This window comes from Azospirillum sp. B506 (assembly GCF_000333595.1).
Classification (GTDB): domain Bacteria; phylum Pseudomonadota; class Alphaproteobacteria; order Azospirillales; family Azospirillaceae; genus Azospirillum.
Genome location: NZ_BADK01000228.1, coordinates 1 through 1305, shown reverse-complemented (window position 1 = coordinate 1305; position 1305 = coordinate 1). Strand labels below are relative to the sequence as shown.

1 protein-coding gene is annotated in these 1305 nt (G+C 67.6%); it reads right to left on the bottom strand.

Annotated elements, in window-relative coordinates:
* Positions 1-110 precede the first annotated feature (110 nt).
* Positions 111-1305, bottom strand: a 1195-nt coding sequence (locus I71_RS07440) for a phosphate acyltransferase (RefSeq protein WP_042693343.1), incomplete at its 5' end; no start/stop codon positions are given.

Here is a 1305-nt window from a genome sequence, read left to right as displayed (position 1 = left end):
CTGGCCCGTGTTGCGCTGGTTGCTCATGTCCCGTGCCGGTTCGGTTGGCTGCGGTAAGGNATAGCACGAAATGGGGCGCGGCGATCACCGCGCCCGCTGTCATTCCCGCCTTACACCCCCACGCCGGCCCGCGGGGTCGGGGCGGCGTTGACCGGCTCGGCGAGCTGGGCGTCGACCACGGCGACGGCGGTCATGTTGACCAGACCGCGGGTGGTGACCGACGGGGTGACGATGTGGACCGGCCGCTGGACGCCCAGCAGGATCGGGCCGACATTCTGCGCCTCGCCCAGGATCTTCATCATGTTGAAGGCGATGTTGGCGGCGTCCAGCGTCGGCATCACCAGCAGGTTCGCCTCTCCCTTCAGGCGGCTGTCGGGCAGCAGCTCCTTGCGGATGGCGGGAGCGAGAGCGGCATCGGCGTGCATTTCGCCGTCGATTTCGACATCGGGCATCTGTTCGGATGCCAGTTCCACCGCCGCGCGCATCTTGCGGGCGGACGGGGTGTCGGCGCTGCCGAAGTTGGAATGAGACAGCAGGGCCACCTTCGGCTCGATGCCGAAACGCTTCACCTCGTCCGCCGCCAGCCGGGCGATCTCGGCCACCTGCTCGGCGGTCGGATCGGGGTTGACGTAGGTGTCGGTGATGAAATGAACGCCCCTCTGCGAGATCAGCGCGTTCATCGTCGCGGCGACCTTCACGCCCTCGCGCAGGCCGATCAGGCCGCAGATGTGGGCCCAATGCTCGTTGAAGCGGCCGGTGGTGCCGCAGACCAGCGCGTCGGCCTCACCGCGGCGGACCATCAGCGCGCCGAAAACCGTCGGCTGGGTGCGGACCACGTTGGCGGCATGGCTGGGCGACACGCCGCGGCGGCCCATCAGCTTGCGGTAATGTTCGGTGAAGTTGTGATAGCGCGGGTCGCGGATGATCTCGATGACCTCCACATCCTGGCCGATCTTCAGGCGCAGGCCCATTTCGGCGATCACCTTCTCGATCACCTCGCGGCGGCCGATCAGCACCGGATGGGCGAGGCCATCGTCGACCACCACCTGGGCGCAGCGGATCACGCGCGGATCCTCGCCCTCGGCATAGACGACGCGCTTGGGCGCGGTCTTGGCCTTGGTGATGACCGGCTTCATGAACAGGCCGGAGCGGATGACATACTGGTTCAGCTGGTCGCGGTAGGCGCGGAAATCGGCGATCGGCCGGGTGGCGACGCCGCTGTCCATGGCGGCCTTGGCGACGGCCGACGACACCTCGACGATCAGGCGCGGATCGAAGGGCTTGGGCAGGATGTATTCCGGACCG